Source organism: Paenibacillus fonticola DSM 21315 (assembly GCF_000381905.1).
GTDB lineage: Bacteria > Bacillota > Bacilli > Paenibacillales > Paenibacillaceae > Fontibacillus > Fontibacillus fonticola.
In genome coordinates this window covers 242,784-263,112 of record NZ_KB907248.1, presented here as the reverse complement: position 1 = coordinate 263,112, position 20,329 = coordinate 242,784, and the positions used below count along the sequence as shown (strand labels likewise).

The window sequence follows — 20,329 nt, the reverse complement described above, 5'->3', positions numbered from 1 at the left end:
ATTTGTTGTATATTTATTCATATTATTGTGCCGGATCAAGGAGGGACAACAGCATGCCTGCCGTAGCTGTATGCAGAAGAGCAAGACTGGAGGATGTGGAGCCACTATTTCAGATGATAGACGGGTATGCCCAGCGGGGGATTATGCTGCCGCGTTCGCGAGAGGTACTGAGACGGCAGATTGATGATTTCGTCGTTACTGAAGTGGACGATATGGTCGTTGGATGCGGATCCTTATGCCGGTTAGGTGAAGAACTGGTGGAAATCCGGTCGCTCGGCATATCGGAAGGCTACAAGGGACGGGGACTCGGCTCGCTGCTCGTAGCTGAGCTTGTAAAGGAAGCGAGAGACCTCGGCATCCCCAAGGTCATGGCGCTGACTTACGAAGTGTCTTTTTTCTTGAAAAACGGCTTTGCGGTCGTAGAGAAGGATATATTTCCAGAGAAGGTCTGGACGGATTGTATCCATTGTCCGAAGCAGCATGCTTGCGATGAAATAGCTGTACTTAAGATACTGAACTGACTTGACAATGGTCTTGTCGGTTTGGTATTTTTGTATTAGCGATTAGCACTCGATAAGAGTGAGTGCTAATTACACGGTGATAAGCCTAATAGGAGGGATTTTCATGTTAACGGAACGCCAGAGAATGATTTTGACAGCCATAGTAGATGACTATATTCGTTCGGCGGAGCCAGTGGGATCCCGAAGCATTTCTAAACGCGGAGATGTCGGCTACAGTCCGGCAACGATTCGCAATGAAATGGCTGACCTGGAGGAGCTCGGCTTTCTCGAGCAGCCTCATACGTCAGCAGGCCGTATACCGTCACATAAAGGATACCGGTATTACGTTGATCATATGCTGCCCCTGAATTTGCTCACCTCGGAAGAGCTGGGGACGATGAAATCATTTTTTGCCGAGAAGCTGAATGCCACGGAACAGGTCATTCAGCATGCCGGTACGATTTTGTCTCATATGACCAACTACACCGCAATTTTACTCGGACCAGAAGTGTTCCATACGTCGCTGCGTCATTTTGAATTACTTTCGCTTAACGAAACTACGGCCGTCGCCATTATTGTCACAAATACTGGGCAGGTCGAGAATAAGACGGTTTCTATTCCGCCGGGCGTATCTGTATCGGAGATGGAGAAGGTCGTTAACCTGCTCAATCACCGGCTTACCGGCGTGCCGATCTATAAATTGAAATCGGCGCTGTATAATGAAATCGGTCAGGAAATGCAGCGGCATAGCAGCCATTTCGAGGAATTGATGAAGGTGCTAGACGATGTGCTGGATAGCAGCGGAAATGAAGGCCAGCGCCTGTTCCTGAGCGGAGCGACGAACATGCTGACACAGCCCGAATTCCGGGATGTGGACAAGGTGAAGAGTATTTTGGATTTGCTTGAGGAAACGCCGACATTAATGAAGATGATGGCATCGATATCGTCGGGATCAGGCGTCCAAGTGCGGATCGGTCCGGAGAACAAACATGAAGCTTTTGCAAATTGCAGTCTCATTACAGCCACCTATGCTACAGAAGGGGGAGCTGTAGGGACAATCGGTATTTTGGGGCCGACCAGAATGGAGTATGCCCGGGTGATGCGGATTTTGGATATGCTATCTAAAGATTTAACGGAATATCTGTCCCGCTAGCATTAGAAAATTGCATGATACTGACGTTTAATCGCATGTTAAGGAGGTGAACTTCTTGAAGGATCAAGAGTCGATTCAAGACAACATCAATATGAAGGTAGAGGAAAAATTCGATATGAGTGAAAACGAGAAACAAGAACATACAATGGATGAAGATGTGAACAGCGTTCAGCAGGATCATTCTGCGGATGAGCAGCAAGCTGCCGCAGACCCAGCATCCGTCAAGGAGAAGGATAGCGAACTAGAGACGCTTCGCGCTGAAGTTGAAGAGCAGCAACAGCGGCTGCTGAGAGTGCAGGCGGATTTCGATAACTTCCGCAGGCGTACGCAGAAAGAGAAGGAAGAGCTTGGCAAATATGCTTCTGCGAAGCTGATCACCGAGCTGCTTCCGGTCATAGATAATTTTGAGCGGGCAATCGCCAGCGGTGAGCAGGGTGCAGATGTTACTTCCTATGCCAAAGGTGTGGAAATGATTTTCCGCCAGCTCGAAGGCGTGCTGGGAACCGAAGGCTTGAAGGCGATGGAAAGTGTAGGCCAGCCATTTAACCCGGAATTTCATCAAGCGATTATGCAGGTGGAAACGGATGAGCATGAAGAGGGCATCGTTGTCGAAGAGGTACAAAAGGGGTATATGTTGAAGGACAAGGTGCTCCGTCCAGCGATGGTCAAAGTCAGCGGTTAATTTTCTTCGATTATCATTCAATCTGACAAATACAACTTATGCAACAATCTATTAAGGAGGACATAACTTATATGAGCAAAGTAATCGGTATTGACTTAGGAACTACAAACTCTTGCGTAGCGGTCATGGAGGGCGGCGAAGCCGTCGTTATTCCTAACCCGGAAGGCGCGCGTACGACGCCATCGGTCGTAGGCTTCAAGAAGGACGGAGAGCGCGTTGTCGGCGAGACTGCCAAACGCCAGGCTATTACGAACCCGGATCGCACGATCATCTCGATTAAAAGACATATGGGCAGCAATCATAAGGAGAGCATCGACGGCAAAGAAATGACGCCGCAGGAAATTTCGGCCATCATTTTGCAGAAGCTGAAATCCGATGCCGAAGCTTATCTTGGCCAAACGGTGACCCAAGCGGTTATTACCGTTCCGGCTTATTTCAATGACAGCCAGCGTCAAGCGACGAAGGATGCGGGGAAAATCGCAGGCCTCGAAGTATTGCGCATCGTGAACGAGCCTACGGCAGCGGCGCTTGCATACGGTATGGAAAAAGCGGAAGATCAAACGATTCTTGTTTATGACCTGGGCGGCGGTACGTTTGACGTATCCATTCTGGAGCTTGGGGACGGCTTCTTCGAAGTTAAGGCCACCAGCGGGGACAACAGTCTGGGCGGCGACGACTTTGACCAAGTGGTCATCGACTATCTGGTAGCTGAATTCAAGAAAGATCAAGGCATTGATCTGAGCAAGGATAAAGCAGCAGTACAGCGTCTCAAGGATGCAGCCGAGAAGGCGAAGAAGGAGTTGTCCGGCGTTCTGACGACGACGATTTCCCTTCCGTTCATCACCGTAGCGGATGGCGTTCCGCAGCACTTGGAGATGAACCTGACGCGCGCCAAATTCGAAGAGCTGTCCGCACACCTCGTAGAACGGACGCTTGAACCGACACGCCGCGCACTGAGCGACTCCGGCCTGACTCCTGCAGAGATCGACAAGATTGTATTGGTCGGCGGGTCCACGCGGATTCCTGCTGTTCAAGAAGCGATCAAGAAACTGACAGGCAAAGAGCCGCACAAAGGCGTTAACCCTGACGAAGTGGTTGCTCTCGGCGCTGCAGTACAAGCGGGCGTCCTGACAGGTGACGTTAAAGACGTCGTATTGCTCGACGTTACTCCGCTGTCCCTGGGTATCGAAACCGCAGGCGGCGTATTTACGAAAATGATCGACCGCAACACGACAATTCCGACGAGCAAATCGCAAGTCTTCTCTACTTATGCAGACAATCAGCCTAGCGTTGAGATTCATGTTCTGCAAGGGGAGCGCGAAATGGCAGCAGGCAACAAAACGCTAGGCCGCTTCATGCTGGGCGACATTCCGCTCGCACCTCGCGGCGTACCGCAAATCGAAGTTACCTTTGATATCGATGCGAACGGGATCGTTAACGTATCCGCAACGGACAAAGGAACTGGCAAGAGCCAGAAAATCACGATCACTTCTTCCAGCGGTTTGAGCGAAGAAGAAGTAGAGCAAATGATGAAGGACGCCGAGCTTCATGCGGAAGAAGACAAGAAACGCAAAGAGCTTGTAGAAGCGAAGAACAATGGCGACCAGCTCATTTACAGCGTGGACAAAACAATTAAAGAGCTTGGTGACAAAGTCGATGCTGCGGAGACGGAGAAAGCGAACGCAGCTAAGGATGAGCTGAAAAAGGCGCTCGAAGGCGACAACATTGAGGAAATCAATGCCGCGTCCGAGAAGCTGACAGAGATTGTACAGCAATTGTCCGTGAAGCTGTATGAGCAAGCTCAGGCTCAAGCGGGCCAAGCGGATGGCGGCGCTGATGGCGCTGCTGCAGGCGGAGCTGGCAAAGACAACGTCGTAGATGCAGAATACGAAGTAGTTGACGAGGATAAGAAGCAAGACTAATCGATGACGCAAGGCGTTATCTTGACAATACACTTTGGTGAACCGGGAAGGTCAAAGCGCGGGGCATTCCGTGCTTTGACTTTCCTTTTGCCGGATAGGGGGACTGTCCGGAACTGGCCAAAGTTTTAGCAATAGTGGGGGTGGAAGGATGGCTGAAAAGCGCGATTACTATGAGGTGCTGGGCGTTGGCAAGAGCGCTTCGGACGATGATATTAAGAAAGCCTACCGCAAGCTGGCACGTCAGTATCACCCTGACGTGAACAAAGCGGCGGATGCGGAGGATAAGTTTAAAGAGGTAAAGGAAGCTTACGATGTCCTAAGCGATTCGGGGAAGCGGGCGCGCTACGACCAATATGGTCATGTTGACCCGAATCAAGGGATGGGCGGCGGATTTTCCGGTGCCGATTTTGGTGGATTTGGCGATATTTTTGATATGTTTTTTGGCGGCGGTGGTGGCCGGCGCGATCCGAATGCACCGCAGCGCGGGAACGATCTGCAGTATACAATGACGATTGAATTTAAAGAAGCTGTATTTGGCAAAGAGATGGATATTACGATTCCGCGTACAGAGAACTGTGATACTTGCTTCGGCTCCGGAGCGAGACCGGGAACGAAGCCGGAGGCATGTTCTGTCTGCCATGGTACCGGACAACAGGAAGTTGTGCAGAACACCCCGTTCGGTCGAATGGTGAATCGCCGTGCCTGCAGCAATTGTGCGGGTAAAGGACAGATTATTAAAGACAAATGCTCGACTTGTCAAGGTAGCGGTAAGGTGAAGAAGCAGCGTAAAATCCATGTCCGCATTCCTGCTGGTGTAGATGATGGAGCGCAACTGCGGATGACCGGGGAAGGCGAAGGCGGGCTGCGTGGTGGCCCAGCCGGAGACTTGTACATCGTCATCCGCGTCAAGCCGCATGATTTCTTCGAGCGTGAAGGCGATGACATTTACTGTGAAGTTCCGTTAACTTTTGCGCAAGCGGCGTTGGGGGATGAAATTGAAATTCCAACGCTTACAGAGAAAGTGAAGCTCAAAGTACCGGCAGGCACCCAGACAGGCACGTATTTCCGGTTAAAAGGCAAGGGCGTTCCTCGTCTTCGCGGCATTGGTCAAGGCGATCAGCATATTAAAGTGGTCGTTGTAACACCAAGTAAGTTGAGTGAAGAACAAAAAGACCTGCTCCGGCAATTTGCCGCTATGGATGGCGAGCATACGCATGAGAATGAGCAATCGTTCTTTGACCGGATGAAACGGGCCTTCCGTGGAGATTGATGAACAGCACAGAATGAACATTGTACGAATGGATTGTTGAGAGCTTGCTAGCTGAAGGACTTTTAAGGAGATCGACGTGATGAGGCGTCGGTCTTTTTTTCTTGTTTGGAGGAGATAAACCCGTGGGCAAGTAACAAAACCTCACAGCGCTGTGGCAAAAGACAAGGTAAGATAGCAGCAGAGAAGGGCAGCGGAAGCAGGAGCAAGAGCAGTAACAGGAGGGACCGCTTTGAGGAGAAAACAAGTATTCCGTCTGCAAACTACGATTACCCTGTTAGTTTGCCTTGTTCTAGCTATAGTATTGCTAATTATATATTTCCTGTTCAGCGAACAATTCAAGGCGCAAACGAGCCGAAATTTGCAGGAGCGGGTAGTCGCCGTGTCGAGAACGGTCGCCCTTACGCCGTCCGTGCAGGAGGCGCTGCGAAATCCGGAGAACTCATTTAATATACAGCAGTACGCGAATAAGATCCGACGGCTTAACGACGTTGAATTTGTGGTCGTGATCGATATGGAGGGCATCCGCAGATCCCACCCTAACCAGGAGCTGGTCGGACGGCATATGACTGGCGGCGATGAAGAGTCAGTACTTCTCCGCGGAGAGCATAAAATTTCGATCGCGGAAGGTACGCTCGGCACCTCCCTCAGGTCGTTTATTCCGATTTTTGATGCCGAGGGCAGCCAGGTGGGGGCTGTTCTAACGGGGGTATTAATGCGGCGGATCTCCGAGGAAGCCGCCAGGAATCAGTGGATCCTGTACTGGGGACTCGGCCTTGGGGGAGGCATCGGCGCAGTGGGGGCGCATTTGCTCGCGCGTAAAATCAAACAGACGATATATGACATGGAGCCGTTTGAAATCGCCAAGCTGCTGAAAGAGCGAAACGCCATGCTTCAATCAGCCAAAGAAGGAATCCTCGCTGTAGATGAGCATTTGAATATTAAGCTAATCAATGAGGAAGGGCGCAGATTGTTCCGGCAGGCCGGACTGCCTGCCAAGCTGATCGATGAGGATATACGGAGCATTTGGCCCAGCCTGCGCTGCGAGGAGATTTTGCGGACGGGAGAAGGAGCCTCGGATGAAGAAGCAGAGCTCGGAGCGGCCATCGTTCGCGTCAGCAGCGTACCTATTCTGGTGAATGGAGAGGTTGCTGGAGTCATTGCCACCTTCCGGGATAAGACGGAGATTCGGATGATGAATGAGCGATTGTCCGGGCTGTCCTCCTATGCGGAAGCACTGCGTGCGCAGGCGCATGAGTTCCGTAACAAGCTTCATGTCATCTATGGAATGGCTCACATGGCGTATTACGATCAACTCCAAGAGTATATTTCCGAGACGCTGCAAACCCATGAATCGGAAGTTGGAGCCGTGACAGAGCAGGTCAGGGATCAGGTCATGGCCGGCTTCATTTTAGGAAAAATGAGCAGGGCAAGGGAGGTCGGGGTTGATTTCGTGCTTCTGAAGCATAGCTTATTACCCGAGCCATCCAGCGGAGAAACGATGCATCATCTGATCACTATACTGGGAAATTTATTTGATAATGCCTTGGAATCGTTAAGGGCAGAGAGCACTGGGCGCGAAGCTCCGTTAATCGAGCTTGCCATCCGTTATGAAGAAGAGGCTGGCGAACTCCATTGCTCCGTAAAGGATAACGGCTCCGGAATTCACGAAGAAATTAAGTCCGCTATCTATAATAAAGGATTTTCAACCAAAGGAGAGGATCGGGGAATGGGACTGTATCTCGTGATGCTGCGGGTGAAGGAACTGGGAGGCAGATTAGAGTGCCGTTCCCGGAAGGGAGAAGGAACTCTATTCACCGTTGCTTTGCCATATGCGGCAAAGGAGGCGTCTATATGATCAGCGTACTGATCGTTGAGGATGATCCGATGGTAGCGCAGTTCAATCGTTGCTATTTGGAGCAGGTAGGCGGCTTCCGCTGCATAGGGACGGCCTCGTCCGTTGACGAAGCCGTGTTGGAGCTGGAGCATCGGCGGCCGCAGCTTATTTTGCTGGACTTATTTATGCGGAAAAAAGACGGCTTCGACCTGCTGAACAATATCCGGAGCAAGGATGCGAACGTCGATGTTATCGTGATTTCGGCTGCTCGTGATCCCGAACGCATTAAGAAGGCCCTGCAGTATGGCGCGGTTGATTACCTTATCAAGCCGTTTAATTTTTCGAGATTTAAAGCGGCGCTCGATAGCTACCGCGAAACCTATTATCGCATGAACGCGCCGGGCAGCATGAGCCAGGATGATCTTGACCAGCTCATCCGGAGAGCGCCTGACCAAGGGGAGTCCGGTGAGATGCGTCATTTGCCGAAGGGCTTGACTCCGGGAACGCTAAAAATCGTATGGGAAGCAATAGAAGAGCATGGCGGCAGCTTCTCTACCGAGGACGTCTCCCGGCTGTCCGGCATATCGCGGGTGTCCGTACGCAAGTATTTGTCTTTTCTGACGGAGCTTAGCGTACTGGAGTCGCGCATCGTCTACGGAACGGGGGGACGTCCTCTGGACGTGTTCAGCGCTCTACCGGACAAGTCCGAGATTGTGGATGTGTATTTTTAACTCTATATTCAGCGCTGCATAAAGCACCCGTCATTGCTAGTGAATGGCGGGTGTTTTGGTTGTGCTCACAATCGAAAAATATTATTGAATCTCTAGTTGAGTTATGTTTCGGACAGCACGCTTCCACCGCTTAAATTACTTAATTAACTTTTTCAGTACTTACAAAATCTATTCGAGGGAAGCTTGAGTATTTACAATATAAAAGAATGTGAAAACATGCACAAAAATATAGTTGATCATTAAAGTGAAGAGGGGAACAGCATGAAGAAAAAACAGATGAAAACATGGTTGCTCACGATGGTGGCAGTGATGATGATGACAATCATTTTGCCGGCTTGCGTAGGTAAATCGGATGCTGCGGACATTGTCATTGTCGGAGGCGGCGGAGCAGGGATGTCCGCAGCCATCGAGGCGCATAATTCGGGAGCAAAGGTCGTATTGCTGGAGAAAATGCCGATGCTCGGAGGAAACACGGCGCGGGCCGAGGGCGGGCTGAATGCCGCTGGAACGGAGTACCAAAAGGCGCAGGGCATTGACGACAGCCCTGAGCTGCATTTTGAAGACACGATGAAGGGCGGCAAAGACGTCAACAACCCGGATTTGGTCAAGGTACTGACGGATAACGCCGCAAATTCGGTCCTGTTTCTCAAAGAGAACGGTGCTGAATTGTCGGAGGTCGGCAAAGCGGGCGGCTCCAGCGTTCCGCGGATTCACAGGCCGGAAGGCGGGGAAGCCGCAGGCAATTTTATCGTCATGGCTTTAAAGAAGAAGCTTGAGGAATTGAAAGTAGATGTTCGTCTGCAGCATAACGTTACAGAAATTATTAAGGATAAAGACGATAATGTAACAGGTGTCAAAGGTACGGACAAAGATGGCAAAGCGTTTGAAATCGAGGCCAAAGCGGTCATTCTCGCAACCGGAGGATTTGGCGCCAACCTGGATATGGTCGTGAAATATAATTCTGACTTGGAAGGCTTTGCAACGACGAACGCTCCGGGCGCACAGGGGGACGGCATTGAGTTGGCTTCGGCTGTCGGCGCGAAGCTGGTCGATATGAAAGAAATTCAAATTCATCCGACGACGATTCCAGGCGAAGGCGTGCTTATAACCGAAGGGGTTCGAGGAGATGGGGCTATTCTCGTTAACCAGGAAGGCGTACGATTTACGAACGAACTGCTGACGAGAGATGTCGTATCCAAGAACATTTTGGTTCAGACGGATAAAGTCGCTTATTTGATTTTTAATGAGGAACTGCGCGGCACACTGAAGGCTACGGATACGTATTTCGAAATGGGTCTGGTTCAGGAAGGTCAGACGCTAGCTGATCTCGCCTCGAAAATCGGGGTTGACCCTTCTATTTTAGAGCAAACCGTAAACAGGTACAGCCAATTCAAGGAAGCGGGCGCAGACGAGGACTTCCAGCGTGACGATATGCGTCTCGATTTTACGAAAGGCGCCTACTACGCGATCAAAGTAACGCCGGGGATTCACCATACGATGGGTGGCGTAGCGATCAACACGCAGGCTCAGGTACTGAATGAATCGGGAATGGCCATTCCGAATCTGTATGCTGCGGGTGAGGTTACCGGCGGCGTACATGGAGCTAACCGGCTAGGCGGAAATGCGTTGGCTGACATCACTACGTTTGGCCGCATTGCCGCGCAGGAAGCCGTGCAATCGTTGAAATAAACAGTCAGCATGGGGAAAAGGAGAAGGAAATAACTATGTACAGAGCGTTTAGGAAAAGCGTCTTGTTTGCGGGGACGGCGATCACCGCCGCAGTGCTTCTATTGGCTGGCTGTGCGGGCGGCGGCGGTCAATATATCGATGGAGTTTATGAAGGAAGCGCTCAAGGAGCAAAGAGTGAAATTAAAGTTTCCGTCGAAGTCAAGGGCAGTAAAATTGACAGTATTCAAATCGTAGAGCATGGAGAAACGCAAAGCATCGTGGACGCGGCCATTGAAATTACGATACCGGAAATTATCAAGGAGCAGTCTACGGAGGATATCGATGTGATCTCCGGGGCTTCCAAATCCAGTGCGGCTGTTGTTGAGGCCGTGGAAAGCGCACTTAGCAGCGCAAAAAAATAATACTGGCAAACAAAGGGAAGGGCATCCTTGTCGTCATTTAACGACAGGATGCCCTTATCAGCTTGCATTGGCGCAATCAATCTTGCTTGATCGTCGCCGTGATCTCTTCATCCAAGTCCAATTTAATATCATCCTTGAATGCTCGGATACCGTACTCCCTATATGCGTATTGAATTATCGCCTCTATAATGTTGAGCTCGATCAAATAACGGCTTCGCCCGTTGGCCCAAACCTCGCCGGTATATCCGGTATCCTCATCCCAGCTTAGCTCCACCTGAATGTCGGTGGGCCGCAAGCCGGTGCGATCGGCGGTATGAAGGCAAATCGCGTTAATGATCTCATCCATGCTAAGAATCATAGGTTAGTATCTTCCCCCGCGATGATCGTAGTCGTCGTTGCGCGGGCCTTGGTAGACTTGCGGCTTCTTGAACCTGCGGAACAGAGCAACGGCTACCATAACGATCAGGTAGATGGCAAACAGGTTGATAGCGAGGCCAAGCAGTTCGCCGAAGAAACCCATGCCTCCGAACAGCCCGCCGAACAGCATCCCGGCCAATCCGCCGACCATCAACCCTTTCATAAAGCTGCCGCCGCCGAAAAATCCGGATCGGTTATTGTTCATTCCGTTCGTTGACGTTGATTTGTTGGACGTGTTCGATTCGGACTTGTTTACGCTGTTTGATTTCTTCGGCGTAGTCGTGTAGCTTCGAGGTCCAGATTTAAAGCCGCCGCGTCTGGCGTCAGCGAAATCCGCAGAGGCGAATGAGAAGATTAGGGTGAACACCATCACGAGCATTGTCATTTTCTTGAACATACTTAAAGTGAGCCCTCCTACTGTAAATGTGTATTAGTGTACTTATATAAGAGTATATACGAACCTTTCCGCTAATAGTTTCAAATTTTAAAAGAAAGAATCATTTGTATAAAGTACCATTCAATATTGCATCCTACAGAGTAAGAACTGCGTTAGAAGCACGTTCAATATTGCCGAAGGAAGGCGGGCGCTACGGATGGGTGAAAAAAATATACTCGCGTATTTCAAAAGTCCGGAAGAGGCGGAGGGCGCTGCCCGGAAGCTGCAGGCTTTGCGGGTCGTGGATCTATCCATCGATCGCTTTAGCAAATATCCCGGCGAAGGCTATGATCCTTTAAATCCGATCACCGGCAAAATATCCAGCCTGACAGCAATTACTCAGGATGGGATGATAACGAATCAGTCCGCAGGTATTTTGTCGGCTGCCGATCCGGCCGCGAGCGGAATGAGCCATGGCGGACAAGGCGGCCCGACGGGCCACGACACCCTGCTTACGGTCGTCGTGGATGAAGCGAGTCATCATCAGGCTCTGCGCATCATTGATGAACAGGGCGGAATGATGTAACCGGCATATAACAAAAGGAGGGAAAGGGAAATATGAACGAGTACAAAAAGGACGCAGGACGCTCCTATCCAGCTAAAATGTCAAAACTATCCGACGGGCATAACGAGGATGTGGAGTTTTCTGAAGAGTTGGCTGATCAGGAGGATTGGGAGGCATTGGAACGGAGCGAGCGGGCAGACCGCCGTCAGCAGCAGCCTAGCTAACAGCAATGCAGGTGTGCGTAAGAGCATAAGACAGGCTTTAACGGTCTTGTGCTCTTTCTTTATTCATGGATGTTTTGGAGCTATACAAACTGAAATTTTACGTACTTGCCCCACATCCATTTCAATTGTTTCATCTTATATAGCTGAAGCGATGAAGGTAATCATGGACTATATAACCAGCTTTATATCCCATATAATTGACTGCTGTATAATGGATTGACAGCTTGCTGTTCCGACTTATAAGTTCAAATCAGATAGACGGGGGGAAGCAGGATGGACACGGTCAAAATAGGTATCGTTGGCGCCGGGCAAATCGGCAAGGCGCATTTAGAGCAATACATGGATATTCCCGGTGCTGCGGTCACCGCAATTTGCGACATTAATCTCGAAGAGGCCCGCCGGGTTGCTGACAGGCACGGCATCGCCAAGGTTTATGCTGACTACAGGGAGATGCTGGAGCAGGAGGAACTAAACGCGGTCGACGTATGTCTCCATAACAACTATCATATGCCGGTTACGGTGGCTGCCCTAGAGGCAGGGAAGCACGTGTATTGTGAAAAGCCGATCGCCGGCTCTTATACTGATGGCCTGCGAATGGTGGAGACGGCCAGGCGCTGCGGTAAAATGCTGCATATTCAGCTGGCCCATCTGTATGACAAAGAGACGAAGGCGGCCAAGCAGATCATTGACGCCGGCAAGCTCGGCAGACTGTATCATGCCAGATCCACTGGCTTTCGCCGCCGCAACCGGCCTTATGTCGATGGCTACGGGACCGCTGCATTTACGAGACAAGAGACGGCTGGCGGCGGGGCTTTGTATGATATGGGAGTGTACCACATTGCCCGCATGCTGTATCTTATGGGTAATCCCAAGGCTGAACGGATTGCGGGGCGCACCTATCAGGAGATCGCGATGGATGAGGAGCGTAGAGCCAGCTCTGGCTTCGACGTCGAGGAAATGGCTGCCGGATTCGTCCGTTTCGCGGGCGGGATTACGCTGGATATTATCGAGTCCTGGGCGCTGCAGCTTGGCGGCTTGGAGGGAAGTTCGATCGTTGGGTCAGAAGGGGGAATCCGGCTGCCCGGGGCCGTGTCGGACCGGGAACCGCACGGCTTCAGCTTCCATACGACGATCGCTGGCTTGGATATGGATTGCACTATTGACCTGGAGCGTGCCGACAGGCGTAACCGGATGCTGAGCCCCTATCCGGATGCTTACGCATCGTCCCAGCATCATTGGATTTCCGCCCTGCAAGGACAGGTTCCATTGCTGCCTACCGCAGAAATCGCGCTCAATACGATGCTCATCAGCGAAGGGATATATTTATCCCATCGACTGGGGCGCGAAGTAACCACGGATGAGGTTGCACAAGCTTCTCAATCTACCGCGATTGCCTTATAGCCGCTTGCATAAGCGGTTTTTTGTTTCCCCGGATATTATATAGTACAATAAAAGGTATGCGTATGAGCCGAGGAGGATAAATCAACATGATATGGAAGGAAATAACAATACATACAACGGAAGAAGCAGTGGAGATGATAACCAACTTCTTGCATGAGGCGGGAGCTGGCGGCGTAACCATTGAAGAATACGTAGATAACGACAAGCCTAGAGATACTTCCTTGGGACAATGGTTTGAAGTGCCGCCCAATGATATTCCTCAGGGGGAGGCTAGAATCAGCGGTTATTTTCCGGAAGGTACAGATGTGGAAGCAGTAGTTGCTTCCGTGAAGGAGCGGATCGCTGAGCTGGCCGAATATGATATTGATACAGGCCGTGCAGACATCTCCGTAAGGGATGTCAGTGAAGATGACTGGGCGAACAACTGGAAGCAATATTTTAAGCCGATCCGGGTTTCCCGGAAACTGACGATCAAGCCGACCTGGGAGGAGTACGCTCCTGAGTCGGAGGATGAGAAAATCATCGAGCTCGATCCAGGCATGGCATTTGGCACAGGCACGCATCCTACAACATCGCTTTGTCTGCGCACCCTGGAAGGAGTTATCCAGTCAGGGGACGAGGTTATCGACGTAGGGACAGGCTCCGGGATACTTGCGATTGGTGCAGTTAAACTGGGCGCTTCCCGGGTGCTTGCGCTCGATCTTGATCCGGTTGCGGTATCCAGCGCCATGGAGAATACAAGGCTCAACAAGCTGGACGATCAGATCAGCGTCGTTGAGAGCGATCTGCTGTCCGTATTGAAGCAGGAGGCAGGGGCGGAGCTAAACGTTACCCTTCCCGTCCGCGTTGTCGTCGCTAACATACTTGCAGAAATCATTCTTTTATTTATCGATGATGTTTATCGGGCGCTTCAGCCGGGAGGCTATTATATTGCGTCAGGAATATACAAGAATAAAGAACAAGCCGTGGAGCAGGCGCTGCTTGCTGCGGGATTTGAGATTACTGAAACTGCCCGGGAAGAAGACTGGGTAGCTTTTGTAGCGAGAAAGAGGTAATCATTCATGGATTTTTTAAATCAAATATTGCGTATTCCTTTGGATCAGCTCCCGTTTTTTTTAATCACGGTGATCATCGCGTTTACAGTGCATGAATTTTCGCACGCTTATTTCGCCAATAAATTCGGAGATCCCACAGCGAAACAGCAGGGGCGCGTCACCTTGAATCCTGTCGTTCACTTCGATTTTTTCGGGATCATTTTGCTGCTGCTTGCCGGTTTTGGCTGGGCGAGGCCGGTTCCCGTCAACCGGAACAATTTCGCGAAGCCTCGGCAAATGGGAATTATCGTTACGGCAGCCGGGCCGCTCAGTAACCTGCTGCTCGGTGTGATTGGAACGATGATTTACATCGTGTTGATTCAATCGGGCGTGATGGGCTCCATTACAAGCGATAAATTGTTTCAAGCGGTCAGTACTTTTTTACGACATTCAATATTACGAACTTCTTGCTGTTTTTGCTTAACCTAGTTCCGCTGCCTCCGCTTGACGGCTACCGTCTGCTGGAGGATATCGTGCCTGATCGCGCACGGGTCAAATTGAAGCAGTTCGAGCAATGGTCTATTTTGGTTTTTTTGCTCATTCTGGTTGTACCGCAGCTTAGGAGTGTTACGATCGAGCCGTTGTATGCTGGAGCAGGCAAGATTTATTTACAGTTTGCGAGCTTCTTCATGATGCTGTTTGGCGGCTGATTCCCCATTCTTTTTCAGCAATAAATAGTGGAATCCGTTATTTAAAAGTTGTATGATGTTCTTTGGTGATTAAGGTGAGGTTGATAACAAATGCAGCGCTATTTTATTGATCCCGGACAGTTTGGGGATGAGACAGTAAGCATAAGCGGTGAGGACGCCCGCCATATTAGCAAAGTGATGCGCTCCAAGCCGAAGGATAAGTTAATTGTAAGTGACGGTGCTTCCAGGGAAGCGCTTGTCGAAATTGTAGAAATTTTGCCGCAGCAAGTGTCGGCTCGGATTGTGGAGCAGCTTGAGGGAAGCGGAGAGCCGCGCGTTCACGTGACTATAGCCCAAAGCTTGCCTAAAGGCGATAAGATGGAGATCATCATCCAGAAATGTACCGAAATTGGCGCCGCTTCCTTCTTGCCCTTTCTATCCGAACGGACGGTCGTTCAGTACGATCAGAAAAAAGAAGAGAAGCGAACAGCACGCTGGCGCAAAATCGCCAAGGAAGCGGCTGAACAGGCTCATCGCAGCAAAATACCGGCAGTTGTCCCGCCCGTATCTTGGAAAAGCCTGCTTGCGGAGCTGCCTGAGCATGACCTCGTTTGCGTATGCTATGAGAAGGAGCACGGCCTGCAGCTGCGGGACGTGCTGAAGCCTTTTGCCGAGAAGATGCAATCGCAAAATCATGGCGGCGCGCCCCGTGTGCTTATTGCCATCGGCCCGGAAGGCGGGTTTACCGAACACGAAATAGGTCAGCTGGAAGCCGCTGGAGCCGTGTCCGTAGGTTTGGGACGACGAATATTAAGGACGGAGACGGCTGGGATGGCCGCCCTGACCTGCATCATGTATGAATCCGGAGAAATGGGGGAGAGATAGCAATGCCATCCGTCGCTTTTTACACTTTAGGATGCAAAGTCAATTTTTACGATACGGAAGCCATTTGGCAGCTGTTTAAAAATGAAGGCTACGAGCAGGTCGACTTTGAACAGACCGCTGATGTTTATTTAATTAATACGTGTACGGTGACCAATACAGGTGATAAAAAATCACGGCAAATTATCCGCCGGGCTATTCGCCGCAATCCAGACGCCATCGTCGCGGTTACCGGCTGCTATGCCCAGACGTCACCCGCTGAAATTCTAGATATTCCAGGGGTGGATCTGGTCATCGGCACACAGGACCGTGAAAACATTATGCCGCTTATTGGGCAAATTCAGGAGCAGCGCCAGCCGATTAATGCTGTTCGCAACATCATGAAAACTCGCGAGTTTGAAGAGCTTGACGTACCGGACTTCGCGGACCGAACGCGCGCGTTCCTTAAGATTCAGGAAGGCTGCAACAACTTCTGCACTTTCTGTATCATTCCGTGGTCACGCGGACTGTCGCGCAGCCGGGAGCCACAGAGCGTTGTTAATCAGGCAAAACAGCTTGTCGCGGCAGGATATAAGGAAATCGTGCTCACGGGTATTCATACCGGGGGCTACGGGGATGATCTCGAAAATTATCGCTTATCCGATCTGCTTTGGGAACTAGACAAGGTTGACGGATTGGAACGTGTCCGTATAAGCTCGATTGAAGCGAGTCAAATCGATGCAAAGATGCTGGAAGTGTTGAAGGGTTCGAGCAAAATGTGCCGTCACTTCCACATTCCGCTGCAAGCAGGCAGCAACGAGGTGCTGAAACGGATGCGGCGTAAATATACGATTGAGGAATTCGAAGATAAAATCCGGATGATCCGTGAATTTATGCCGGATGTGGCGATTACGACGGATATTATCGTCGGTTTCCCTGGAGAGACGGATGAGCTGTTTAGGGAAGGTTTTGAGGCGATTAAGCGGATCGGTTTCTCCGAAATGCATGTGTTCCCTTACTCCAAGCGTACGGGTACGCCAGCAGCCCGGATGGAAGACCAGGTTGAGGAAGAAGTGAAGCATGCCCGCGTTCATGAGCTGATCGAGCTTTCGGAGGCAATGCAGCTTGCCTACGCCCAGAAATTCGTTGGCCAAGTGCTGGATGTTATTCCTGAGAAAGATGAGAAGGGCTTGTCAGGGCAAGGCCATGTTACCGGGTTTAGCGACAATTATCTGCAGATTCGCTTTGAAGCGGCGCAGGATCTGACGGGCAAAGTATGCCGGGTTAAGCTGATCGAAGCTGACGTGAACACCTGCCGCGGGCAGCTCGTCCGCATTATGGATGAGACCTCTTCAAAAGCATTGGCCTAGACAGGGCGACTAACGGGTAAATATCATATCCACCTTCAAGGATTTCACCCCTAGGGGTGAAGTCCTTGTTGTCAATTAGGGTCCGGAGCTACCAGGTACAGCTGGTGCAAGTTGGATAAGCCAAACAAACCAAACAAACCAACAAGTCTAACAAGCCGATATCTCATTTCAGAGATGGTTCAATAATAAGGAGTGATCATACGATGTCATTCAAGCAAATTTCGGCAGGGGGCGTTGTCTATCGCAAAAAAGCGGGACAATTGCAAATTCAGCTCATAACCGATCGGTACGGTAAAATATCGTTTGCTAAGGGTAAAAGAGAAGGCGGAGAGACGATAGAGCAAACCGCGCTTCGTGAAATCCGCGAGGAAACCGGTATTATCGGGCGAATTGATCAGCCTGTCGATATTATTGCTTATACTTATCATCATCCGAAGTATGGAGATATCCAAAAGGAAGTGCACTACTACCTTGTTGAGAGCGAGGGAGGTACGCTGAGGCCGCAAACGGAGGAAATCCGCAGCGTGGCCTGGTATGAACCTCTAGTGGCTTGGGAAAGACAGTGTAATGATGGCTATGATAACAATGATTTTATTTTGGAAAAAGCTTTAAAATTGCTTGGCGTTAACTTTTAATCACGAATTTTGGCGGAGGAAGCTGCAGCCGGAGCTGTCGTCGGCGGATGTTTCGGCCCATCGAGTCTTGACCAAATAGGCAGGTAGCAAAACGGCAGTGCCAGCAAGGAACAGGCTATGTTGAAAATCGTCTGCGTATGTGCGATTTGAGCCCCCGGATCGGCGCTGAGCCAGGCGGCGGCAGATCCCAGCAATGGAATAAGGGGCATGAACAAACAGGCGCCGGCCAGGTTGAGAATGACATGCGACCAGGCGACAAACCGTCCTGAACGTGAGCTGCCGATTGAGGCGATCAATGGCGTAATGCAGGTGCCGACATTGGAACCGATCACCATAGCGATGCCAAATTCGACAGGAAGCGTTCCGGTGGCGACGAGCCCCATCGTCATTGCGATCACGGCTGCGCTGCTATGAATGAGCGCGGTAAGGATTGCTCCTGCCAGAGCCCCCCAGGCAAGACTGTCTGCCGCATGTTCCAGTAACCATCGGATTATGCCGCGGGATTCAAGCGCCGGCCCGATCGATTGCATCCAGGTAATCGCGATCATGATCAGGCTGAATCCGAATACGGCCAGCGAACCGAATTGCAGCGGTTTTAGCATCCCTGTCCAGAAAGCGCCGGTTTTTCTATGGCGCGGGGTAAATTCTTCGCTCATCACTGCCGCAGCCCAGAAAATAAAGGAACCGGCAAGCAGCGGGATACCTATGCGGGAAATGTTCAGGGCGATCAATTCTGTGGTCAGGCAGGTGCCGATATTGCCGCCGAGGATAATGCCAAGTGTCCGTCCGTAAGATAGTAACCCGGCATTAACAAGGCCGATCGTCATGACGGTGATCGCCGTACTGCTTTGCAGCACAGCGGTTATAAGCGTGCTGGATAACAGCCCGGTCCACGGAGTCCGCGTGGACATTTGGAGCAGCTTGATCAGCCTTGGGCCTGCCCAGGCTTGCAAAGCGGCCTCCATAATTTTCATGCCGAGCAGAAACAGGGCAAAGCCGAACGTTGCCGGGAACACAATATCGTGAAACATGAGCTCCCTCCTCTTATATCGAGATGTACAAGTTACATATATGTATGCGATGCTTTCGGCTCTCATGCAAAGCTGTAACGAGGTTAGACCGCACGTGGGAAGTGAACAAAAGAAGATTAAATTAAACAAGATGAGGAGTGAGCAGCGTGCCATCTGTCATTTTACAACGAGGCCGCAGAAAGAGGCTGGAACAAGGACACCCTTGGATCTACAACAATGAAATAGAAAAAATAGAAGGCGAGCCAGAGCCAGGCAGTCTTGTGTCTGTACTGGACTGGAGGGGCAAGTTCCTTGCTGCCGGCTATTATAATCCCGCATCGCAAATTACGGTCCGGGTCGTATCCTACGAGCCGCTGCAAGCGATGGATACCGCATTTTTTATCCGGCGCTTCGAGCAATGCCTCGCTCATCGCCGGCGTTTCGTCCAGGATAATGCTTACCGTTTGGTTTATGGAGAGGCGGACTTCTTACCGGGACTGATTGTGGACCGCTTCGGCGATATTGTTGTCGTGCAATTGTTGACTCTCGGCATGGACCGCTGCCGCAGCAGCATTGTTGAAGCGCTTGTCTCGGTCCTGGAGCCAACCGGCATATATGAGCGGAGTGATGTTTCCGTGCGGGAACTGGAGGGGCTTGAAGAAGTGAAGGGACCGCTTTATGGCAGCCCCCCTCAGCATGTCACCGTAACGGAAAACGGTCTGTTGATCAAAGTGGACATTTGGCAAGGACAGAAGACGGGATATTTCTTTGATCAGCGTGAGAACCGTGCATCCATCGAGCCGTTAATGGGCGGCTGGGGAGAACGAAGCGGCATTTCGCTCCAGCAGCTTCCGTCGGAAGACGGAGGTTTCAGAACGGTTCCGGTGAACCGGAAAGGCAAAGAGGTTACGTTCCCTTATTGGGATGGGGCCACCGTGCTGGAATGTTTCTCCCATACGGGAAGCTTTACACTTCATGCTTGCAAGTATGGCGCCAAGAAGGTAACCTGCCTCGATATTTCGGAACATGCGATCGAGAGCGCACGCGAAAATGTCAGGCTGAACGGATTTGAGGACCGGGTAGAATTTGTGGTGGCGGATGCCTTTGACTATTTGCGCAGTCAGGTTAAAGGCTTGAATGAGCGCCGCGAACGCGCGGCCGATCACGCTAAAGTCGATACTTCGCTTCCGATGACGGCTGGCGGAGGCCGGACGTGGGATGTCGTTATTCTCGATCCGCCGGCCTTTGCCAAGACAAAGGGCGCGGTCAAAGGGGCTTGCCGGGGCTACAAAGACATTAACCTGCACGGCTTGAAGCTGGTCAATGAAGGCGGATATTTAGTTACGGCGAGCTGCTCGTACCATATGAAGCCGGAGCTGTTTTTACAGACAATCCAGGATGCCGCTGTCGATGCGGGCAAGATTTTGCGCCTTGTCGAATGGCGGGCAGCAGGGAAAGATCATCCGCAAATATTAGGGGTGAATGAAGGGCACTATTTGAAATTTGCTATCTTTGAGGTACGGACGAAGTCGTTCTGATCAGTTGCAGAAACTGCAATGCCGGCA

22 protein-coding genes are annotated in these 20,329 nt (G+C 51.0%); 19 read left to right on the top strand and 3 right to left on the bottom strand.

Annotated elements, in window-relative coordinates; translation table 11 throughout:
* Positions 1–53: 53 nt before the first annotated feature.
* The 9 genes from G358_RS0106090 to G358_RS0106050 all read left to right on the top strand — a co-directional run bounded on the left by G358_RS0106090 (position 54) and on the right by G358_RS0106050 (position 10,182).
* Positions 54–521: an N-acetyltransferase gene (locus G358_RS0106090; protein ID WP_019636314.1), complete on the top strand. Its 468-nt coding sequence runs from the start codon at positions 54–56 to the stop codon at positions 519–521.
* Between the two features lie 103 nt (positions 522–624).
* Positions 625–1,653, top strand: a complete 1,029-nt coding sequence (gene hrcA, locus G358_RS0106085) for a heat-inducible transcriptional repressor HrcA (RefSeq protein ID WP_019636313.1) — start codon at positions 625–627, stop codon at positions 1,651–1,653.
* A gap of 91 nt (positions 1,654–1,744) precedes the next feature.
* Complete coding sequence (grpE, locus tag G358_RS0106080) at positions 1,745–2,335, top strand: nucleotide exchange factor GrpE (RefSeq protein WP_026342091.1); 591 nt, start codon at positions 1,745–1,747, stop codon at positions 2,333–2,335.
* A 71-nt stretch (positions 2,336–2,406) separates the two neighbouring features.
* Entirely contained in the window at positions 2,407–4,257 is a 1,851-nt protein-coding gene (gene dnaK / locus G358_RS0106075; RefSeq protein WP_019636311.1) for a molecular chaperone DnaK, read from the top strand.
* Between the two features lie 148 nt (positions 4,258–4,405).
* Positions 4,406–5,527: a molecular chaperone DnaJ gene (dnaJ, locus tag G358_RS0106070; protein WP_019636310.1), complete on the top strand. Its 1,122-nt coding sequence runs from the start codon at positions 4,406–4,408 to the stop codon at positions 5,525–5,527.
* Positions 5,528–5,756: 229 nt separating this feature from the next.
* Complete coding sequence (gene dcuS, locus G358_RS0106065; RefSeq protein ID WP_019636309.1) at positions 5,757–7,382, top strand: DcuS/MalK family sensor histidine kinase; 1,626 nt, start codon at positions 5,757–5,759, stop codon at positions 7,380–7,382.
* Positions 7,379–8,092: a response regulator gene (locus G358_RS0106060; RefSeq protein ID WP_019636308.1), complete on the top strand. Its 714-nt coding sequence runs from the start codon at positions 7,379–7,381 to the stop codon at positions 8,090–8,092. Before dcuS ends, G358_RS0106060 begins: the two co-directional genes overlap by 4 nt.
* Positions 8,093–8,353: 261 nt before the next feature.
* Complete coding sequence (locus G358_RS0106055) at positions 8,354–9,781, top strand: FAD-dependent oxidoreductase (RefSeq protein WP_019636307.1); 1,428 nt, start codon at positions 8,354–8,356, stop codon at positions 9,779–9,781.
* A gap of 35 nt (positions 9,782–9,816) precedes the next feature.
* Positions 9,817–10,182 carry an FMN-binding protein gene (locus G358_RS0106050; protein ID WP_019636306.1) on the top strand — a complete coding sequence of 122 codons (366 nt, stop codon included), beginning with the start codon at positions 9,817–9,819 and terminating at the stop codon, positions 10,180–10,182.
* 76 nt (positions 10,183–10,258) lie between these two features.
* Here the strand turns inward: G358_RS0106050 and G358_RS0106045 are convergent, their stop codons facing one another.
* Complete coding sequence (locus G358_RS0106045; protein ID WP_019636305.1) at positions 10,259–10,540, bottom strand: YxcD family protein; 282 nt, start codon at positions 10,538–10,540, stop codon at positions 10,259–10,261.
* Positions 10,541–10,543: 3 nt separating this feature from the next.
* The gene (locus G358_RS0106040; protein ID WP_019636304.1) at positions 10,544–10,996 is read right to left on the bottom strand and encodes a hypothetical protein; all 453 of its coding nucleotides are present in this window, start codon (positions 10,994–10,996) and stop codon (positions 10,544–10,546) included.
* A 196-nt stretch (positions 10,997–11,192) separates the two neighbouring features.
* Here G358_RS0106040 and G358_RS0106035 point away from each other — a divergent pair, with 196 nt between their 5' ends.
* The 9 genes from G358_RS0106035 (at position 11,193) to G358_RS0106000 (ending at position 17,754) form a co-directional block, all read left to right on the top strand.
* Positions 11,193–11,561, top strand: coding sequence for a hypothetical protein (locus tag G358_RS0106035; RefSeq protein WP_019636303.1), 369 nt, complete (start codon positions 11,193–11,195; stop codon positions 11,559–11,561).
* Between the two features lie 32 nt (positions 11,562–11,593).
* Positions 11,594–11,764 carry a YfhD family protein gene (locus G358_RS32140; protein ID WP_019636302.1) on the top strand — a complete coding sequence of 57 codons (171 nt, stop codon included), beginning with the start codon at positions 11,594–11,596 and terminating at the stop codon, positions 11,762–11,764.
* 273 nt (positions 11,765–12,037) lie between these two features.
* Positions 12,038–13,165 carry a Gfo/Idh/MocA family protein gene (locus tag G358_RS0106025; protein WP_019636301.1) on the top strand — a complete coding sequence of 376 codons (1,128 nt, stop codon included), beginning with the start codon at positions 12,038–12,040 and terminating at the stop codon, positions 13,163–13,165.
* A gap of 86 nt (positions 13,166–13,251) precedes the next feature.
* Complete coding sequence (gene prmA, locus G358_RS0106020; protein WP_019636300.1) at positions 13,252–14,220, top strand: 50S ribosomal protein L11 methyltransferase; 969 nt, start codon at positions 13,252–13,254, stop codon at positions 14,218–14,220.
* Between the two features lie 6 nt (positions 14,221–14,226).
* Positions 14,227–14,688 (top strand): site-2 protease family protein, encoded by a 462-nt coding sequence (locus G358_RS31175; RefSeq protein WP_420836046.1) that lies wholly within the window; start codon positions 14,227–14,229, stop codon positions 14,686–14,688.
* Positions 14,676–14,909: a zinc metalloprotease gene (locus tag G358_RS34490; RefSeq protein ID WP_420836045.1), complete on the top strand. Its 234-nt coding sequence runs from the start codon at positions 14,676–14,678 to the stop codon at positions 14,907–14,909. Before G358_RS31175 ends, G358_RS34490 begins: the two co-directional genes overlap by 13 nt.
* A gap of 90 nt (positions 14,910–14,999) precedes the next feature.
* Positions 15,000–15,773, top strand: a complete 774-nt coding sequence (locus G358_RS0106010) for a 16S rRNA (uracil(1498)-N(3))-methyltransferase (RefSeq protein ID WP_019636299.1) — start codon at positions 15,000–15,002, stop codon at positions 15,771–15,773.
* Positions 15,774–15,775: 2 nt separating this feature from the next.
* Positions 15,776–17,119, top strand: coding sequence for a tRNA (N(6)-L-threonylcarbamoyladenosine(37)-C(2))-methylthiotransferase MtaB (gene mtaB / locus G358_RS0106005; protein WP_019636298.1), 1,344 nt, complete (start codon positions 15,776–15,778; stop codon positions 17,117–17,119).
* 203 nt (positions 17,120–17,322) lie between these two features.
* Positions 17,323–17,754 carry an NUDIX hydrolase gene (locus tag G358_RS0106000; RefSeq protein ID WP_019636297.1) on the top strand — a complete coding sequence of 144 codons (432 nt, stop codon included), beginning with the start codon at positions 17,323–17,325 and terminating at the stop codon, positions 17,752–17,754.
* On the opposite strand, the gene G358_RS0105995 is transcribed toward G358_RS0106000, so the two are convergent.
* Complete coding sequence (locus G358_RS0105995; RefSeq protein ID WP_019636296.1) at positions 17,751–18,785, bottom strand: Na/Pi cotransporter family protein; 1,035 nt, start codon at positions 18,783–18,785, stop codon at positions 17,751–17,753. The genes G358_RS0106000 and G358_RS0105995 overlap by 4 nt on opposite strands.
* A gap of 146 nt (positions 18,786–18,931) precedes the next feature.
* Between G358_RS0105995 and G358_RS0105990 the strand changes: the two genes are divergently transcribed.
* Positions 18,932–20,302 carry a class I SAM-dependent rRNA methyltransferase gene (locus G358_RS0105990; RefSeq protein WP_019636295.1) on the top strand — a complete coding sequence of 457 codons (1,371 nt, stop codon included), beginning with the start codon at positions 18,932–18,934 and terminating at the stop codon, positions 20,300–20,302.
* Positions 20,303–20,329 lie beyond the last annotated feature (27 nt).

Coding starts and splice junctions, on each gene's coding strand:
- G358_RS0106090 (WP_019636314.1), top strand. CDS start 54: ATGCCTGCCGTAGCTGTATGCAGAAGAGCAAGACTGGAGGATGTGGAG.
- hrcA (WP_019636313.1), top strand. CDS start 625: ATGTTAACGGAACGCCAGAGAATGATTTTGACAGCCATAGTAGATGAC.
- grpE (WP_026342091.1), top strand. CDS start 1,745: ATGAAGGTAGAGGAAAAATTCGATATGAGTGAAAACGAGAAACAAGAA.
- dnaK (WP_019636311.1), top strand. CDS start 2,407: ATGAGCAAAGTAATCGGTATTGACTTAGGAACTACAAACTCTTGCGTA.
- dnaJ (WP_019636310.1), top strand. CDS start 4,406: ATGGCTGAAAAGCGCGATTACTATGAGGTGCTGGGCGTTGGCAAGAGC.
- G358_RS0106060 (WP_019636308.1), top strand. CDS start 7,379: ATGATCAGCGTACTGATCGTTGAGGATGATCCGATGGTAGCGCAGTTC.
- G358_RS0106055 (WP_019636307.1), top strand. CDS start 8,354: ATGAAGAAAAAACAGATGAAAACATGGTTGCTCACGATGGTGGCAGTG.
- G358_RS0106050 (WP_019636306.1), top strand. CDS start 9,817: ATGTACAGAGCGTTTAGGAAAAGCGTCTTGTTTGCGGGGACGGCGATC.
- G358_RS0106045 (WP_019636305.1), bottom strand. CDS start 10,540: ATGATTCTTAGCATGGATGAGATCATTAACGCGATTTGCCTTCATACC.
- G358_RS0106040 (WP_019636304.1), bottom strand. CDS start 10,996: ATGTTCAAGAAAATGACAATGCTCGTGATGGTGTTCACCCTAATCTTC.
- G358_RS0106035 (WP_019636303.1), top strand. CDS start 11,193: ATGGGTGAAAAAAATATACTCGCGTATTTCAAAAGTCCGGAAGAGGCG.
- G358_RS32140 (WP_019636302.1), top strand. CDS start 11,594: ATGAACGAGTACAAAAAGGACGCAGGACGCTCCTATCCAGCTAAAATG.
- G358_RS0106025 (WP_019636301.1), top strand. CDS start 12,038: ATGGACACGGTCAAAATAGGTATCGTTGGCGCCGGGCAAATCGGCAAG.
- prmA (WP_019636300.1), top strand. CDS start 13,252: ATGATATGGAAGGAAATAACAATACATACAACGGAAGAAGCAGTGGAG.
- G358_RS31175 (WP_420836046.1), top strand. CDS start 14,227: ATGGATTTTTTAAATCAAATATTGCGTATTCCTTTGGATCAGCTCCCG.
- G358_RS0106010 (WP_019636299.1), top strand. CDS start 15,000: ATGCAGCGCTATTTTATTGATCCCGGACAGTTTGGGGATGAGACAGTA.
- mtaB (WP_019636298.1), top strand. CDS start 15,776: ATGCCATCCGTCGCTTTTTACACTTTAGGATGCAAAGTCAATTTTTAC.
- G358_RS0106000 (WP_019636297.1), top strand. CDS start 17,323: ATGTCATTCAAGCAAATTTCGGCAGGGGGCGTTGTCTATCGCAAAAAA.
- G358_RS0105995 (WP_019636296.1), bottom strand. CDS start 18,785: ATGTTTCACGATATTGTGTTCCCGGCAACGTTCGGCTTTGCCCTGTTT.